Source organism: Streptomyces sp. MnatMP-M17 (assembly GCF_900091995.1).
Lineage (GTDB): Bacteria > Actinomycetota > Actinomycetes > Streptomycetales > Streptomycetaceae > Streptomyces.
This window is the reverse complement of the sequence record NZ_FMDK01000834.1, coordinates 1-4,316: the sequence shown is the minus strand read 5'-3', so window position 1 is coordinate 4,316 and position 4,316 is coordinate 1. Positions and strand designations below refer to the sequence as shown.

Genomic DNA, 4,316 nt, shown 5'->3' with positions numbered 1-4,316 from the left:
GTGGCGTCGGCCGGGACGGGCCTGCCGAGAGAGGCGGCGGACACGGCGGGGCTGGTGAGCTCCCAGTGGACCATCAGCCGGTCGGTGTCGCCCGATCCGTTGATGCCGTCGCGCATCGGCCCGTAGAAGTCCGGGAGATACCGCGCCGGGCGGGCGCCGAGCTTGGCCAGGTTGAAGTGCGCGTTGCGCCGCACCAAAGGATCGAACGTCCAGGTGATCAGCGAGACGTCCTGGCACAGCGCCCAGGCGCGCTGGTGCAGTTTCAGTGCGAACCCGATGCCACGGCCCAGTCCGCGCGACGACACGCCGGCGATATGGCTGTGCAGGCTCGCCTTCGCCGGGCTGCCGAAGAATCCGATGCAGGCTCCGAGGAGTTCGCCGTCCTCGTACGCGCCCGCGACATAGTTCCCCGACGCGGCCATGGCCCGCAGCAGCTCCGTCGTCACCGGCTTTGAGCCGGCGCCCGGCTGCCAGATCGTGGCGAACAGCGCGGCGACCGCGGCCAGTTCGGACACCTCGGCCAGATCCCTGATCTCCACCTTCGATGCCGCGGCGGCCGAGGTCGCGGCGGCCACCGCGTCCGCTCTCATGGCCGGTGAGACCATGCCTGTCGCATTCGTCACGAGTTGTGTCACGGAACAATCCTTTCCGGACCTGCCGGGTATGTCACCGTGGTGCCGCACCAGAAACAGTCGCCCCGTTCGTCGTGGCGCACGGAGTTCACCGCGGGGCTCGCGACGGGGTTCGCCGGGGGATCCGACGCACGATTCGCCGCGGAGTTCACTTCGCGAGCACAGCCTCGATGAGGGCGGCGAGCAGCGCTGTACGCCGGGGCAGTTCTGCGACGACGACATGTTCGTGGTCCGCGTGCGCCCCGCCTCCCACGGCGCCGAGGCCGTCGAGCGTGGGGACTCCCAGGCCCGCGGTGAAGTTCCCGTCCGACGCGCCACCGACGGCGGCGGAGGTGAGCTCGCCGAGGCCCAGTCCGGCCGCGAGCGAGGTGGCGAGGCCGAACAGCGCCGACGACGTCTCCGCCTGGAGGGGCGGGCGGTTGACGCCGCCCGAGATCCGGATCCGCGACCCCGCCAGTACCGGACGAAGCTCCCGTACGGCCCGGTCGATCCGCGACTGTTCCGCCTCGTCCCACACCCGGACGTCGACCTCCACACCGGCGCGGGCGGGAACGGTGTTGGCCGTCGTACCGGCGGTGAGCGCGGTCGGCACGACGGTCGTGCCGCGTTCCGGGTCGGCGAGCGCGGCCAGTGCGAGGATCTGGTGGGCGATCTCCACTCCGGCGTTCACACCTTTCTCCGGTTCGAGCCCGGCGTGCGCGGCCCGGCCCTCCACATCGACCTGGTAGCGGGAGACGCCTTTGCGGCGGCACTTCAGGGCTCCGCCGTCGGCCGACGCCTCCAGCACGAACACCGCGTCGCAGCCGCGGGCCTCCTCCTCGATGAGGCGCCGCGACGACGGCGAGCCGATCTCCTCGTCACCGGTGACCAGGATCGAGAGCCCCGCCGGGTTTCCGGTGGCCGCGGCGGCGTGCAGGGCCATCACGACGCCGGCCTTCATGTCGAAGCAGCCCGGCCCGCGCAGCACTCCGTCCTGTACGGAGTACGGGTGGGTCTCCAGCGATCCCACGGGCCACACCGTGTCGTGGTGCCCGAGCAGCAGGACGCGCGGTGTCCCGCCGGACCGCCACCTCAGATGCGTCACGCCGTCGATCACGATGCGATCGGGTTCGGCGTCCAGGAGCCTGCGGCCCAGCGCCGTCACGGCGTCCGCGCTGCGGGCGACGGCTTCGTGGTCGGACGACGGCGACTCGCACCGCACCAGGGCCTCGATGTCCGCGAGCAGGTCCCGTACGGACATACCGGCGGGCATCGCCGTCATCGCGGCTCACCCCGCAGCGGCTGCCCGGGAAACGCGTCGGTCCGCAACTCGCCCGCGCTGACGACCGGCACACCGGCGACGAGCAGATGCCGCACGCCGACCGACGGGCGGGTCGGGTCGGCGTAGGTCGCGGCATCGGTGATCGCCGCGGGGTCGATGGCGACGATATCGGCGTCCGCGCCGACACCGAGATGCCCTTTCGCCCGCGCGCCCGGTGCCACCTCGTCGAGGACGCGCGCCGGCAGATGGGAGCACCGCCGGAACGCCTCCGGCCAGTCCCAGACCTCCCTCTCGCGCACCATCACGCGCAGCGTCTTGGCGAACGTCCCCGCGGTGCGCGGGTGCGTCGTCCCGCCGGGCGGCAGCGGCCACACGGTGCTTTCGTGGCTGCCGTCCCTCCCGCCCTTCCTCCCACTGTCCTTCCAGGACACGGGCATCGCGTCGCTGGCGACGATGGCGTCCGGGAAGGCGAGCGCGCTGTGCAGCAGCGCCAGGTCGCGCGGGTCTTCCTCGTCCAGGAACTCCAGGATGACGGGCGCCGCGGGGTCGCTGTTCCGAAGCTGCCGCAGACGGCCTTCGTCCGCGACGCGTTCTCCCGTTTCGAGCAGCACGACGCTCGACGGGGACAGACCTTTCATCTTCAGCCGTCCGGCGTCGATGAAGGCGGCTCCGATCGCCGTGCTGCCCGCGCCGTACGGATATGCCTCGACCGTCACACGCGAGCCGGACCGCCGCGAGCGGTCCAGAGCGTCGAGCACGCGGTCGATGTGATGGCCCGACGTGCTGTTCACATGGCAGTGGTGCATCGCCGCACCGGTCTCGGCCGCGGCGACGGCGATCTCCTCGGAGCCGTCGAAGGGCGTGCCGGGATCCATCTCGAGCAGTTCGCGTACGTGTGTGTACGTCGGCGCGCCGGCCTTCGCGGCCAGCCGCGCGACGGCGAGGAACTCGCGGGGCTCGCTGCTGGGCGCGTACCCGAGGAGTACGCCGATGCCGAGCGCTCCGGCGGCCAGGTCACGTTCCAACAGGGCGAGCCACTCGGCGAGTTCACGGTCCGACGAGGAGCGCTGCCATCCGGGGTTTCCCAGGACGGCGAGGGCCCTCTCGATCCGCGCGTCGGGCTCGGTGCCGACGAGCACCTGCGCCCTGGCGGCGGCCCACGAGGCGGAGAAGCCGTAGTGCAGCGGGCGCCCGGCCGCGGCGGCGTCGGCGTACGCCCGCTCGATGGGCATGAGGTCGGCTTCCAGGTCGAGCGCCGTCGTCACGCCGTCCATGGCCTGGAGGCGCTGTCCCGCGATCGAGTGCACATGGCTGTGCAGATCGATGAACCCGGGGCCGACGACCAGGCCCGCGACATCGACGACCGCACACCCGGGCGGTGCGGCGAGCCCGGCGGCCACGGCGCTGACGACACCGTCGGTCACGAGCACGTCGGCGACGCCGTCGAACCCGGTGCCCGGATCGATGACACGGCCGCCACGCAAGAGTGTCTGCATGCCTTCATCTCCTCAAGGAGGTACGGGAGCACCCGCCTGTTGCTCCAGCCGACCCTAGGAGGGGACTCGGCACCGCCGTTCGTCCGAGCCGACGAATCCATGGCGGCCCGTCCATGCGCCCGGACGAATTACGAGATCGGCGGGCCGGTCAGGTTCTCGGCGAGCGGCAGTTCGGTCCAGATGGTCTTGCCTCTGCGGCCGTAGCGGCAGCCCCAGCGGGTGGTGCACTGGGCCACGATGAACAGTCCGCGTCCGCCCTCGTCGGTGTCGGCGGCCCTGACCAGGCGTGGCTGTGTGTTGCTCGGATCGGTGACCTCGCAGATCAGGGTTCCGTCCCGGATCAGCCGCAGTTCCACCGGGCCGCCCGCGTAGCGGATGGCGTTGGTCACGAGTTCACTCACCACGAGCTCCGTGGTGAACGCGATATCGCCCAGGCTCCAGGCGGAGAGCTGGTGTCCGGCCACGGCGCGGGCCTCGGAGACCGCGTTCAGGTCCGCCGGGAATATCCAGCTCCGCACACTGTCCGCCGGCAGCCGACGCATACGGGACAGCAGCAAGGTGATGTCGTCGCGTGACGGCCCTTCGTGGGCGTCGCCGAGGACCGCCTGCCCGATCTCGTCCAGCGACCTGTGCGAACGCGCCTGGAGGGCGATCTCGTCCTGGAGGCGTCGCATCCCGTCGCGGCCGGCGTACGGTTTCAGACCGAGTATCCCGTCGGTGTAGAGAGCGAGAATGCTGCCCGGTTCGATCTCCAAGGTGCTGGACTCGTAGGGTACGCCGCCGACTCCGAGAGGCGGTCCCGCGTTGACGTCGATCAGCCGGGCGGGGCCTTCGGGACCGATCAGCACCGGCGGTGGTTGTCCCGCGCTGGCCAGGGTGCAGCGGCTGGTGAGCGGATCGTAGACCGCGTACAGGCAGGGGGGTCCG

Annotated in this window: 4 protein-coding genes; all 4 read right to left on the bottom strand. The window is 71.4% G+C overall.

Going from position 1 to position 4,316, the window contains the following annotated elements:
• The coding region (locus GA0115259_RS31545) for a GNAT family N-acetyltransferase (protein ID WP_093603312.1) at positions 1 to 635 on the bottom strand (635 nt) is incomplete at its 3' end.
• 145 nt (positions 636 to 780) lie between these two features.
• Entirely contained in the window at positions 781 to 1,893 is a 1,113-nt protein-coding gene (locus GA0115259_RS31540) for a M20 family metallopeptidase (RefSeq protein WP_237540633.1), read from the bottom strand.
• Positions 1,890 to 3,389 (bottom strand): amidohydrolase family protein, encoded by a 1,500-nt coding sequence (locus tag GA0115259_RS31535; protein WP_093603306.1) that lies wholly within the window; start codon positions 3,387 to 3,389, stop codon positions 1,890 to 1,892. The genes GA0115259_RS31540 and GA0115259_RS31535 overlap by 4 nt, the downstream gene beginning before the upstream one ends.
• A gap of 128 nt (positions 3,390 to 3,517) precedes the next feature.
• Positions 3,518 to 4,316 (bottom strand): ATP-binding SpoIIE family protein phosphatase (locus GA0115259_RS31530; protein ID WP_161230515.1); only part of this gene is annotated, 799 nt, incomplete at its 5' end.

What these genes read in the sequence shown, in the direction of transcription:
- GA0115259_RS31540 (WP_237540633.1), bottom strand. Translation starts at nt 1,893, where the DNA reads ATGACGGCGATGCCCGCCGGTATGTCCGTACGGGACCTGCTCGCGGAC.
- GA0115259_RS31535 (WP_093603306.1), bottom strand. Translation starts at nt 3,389, where the DNA reads ATGCAGACACTCTTGCGTGGCGGCCGTGTCATCGATCCGGGCACCGGG.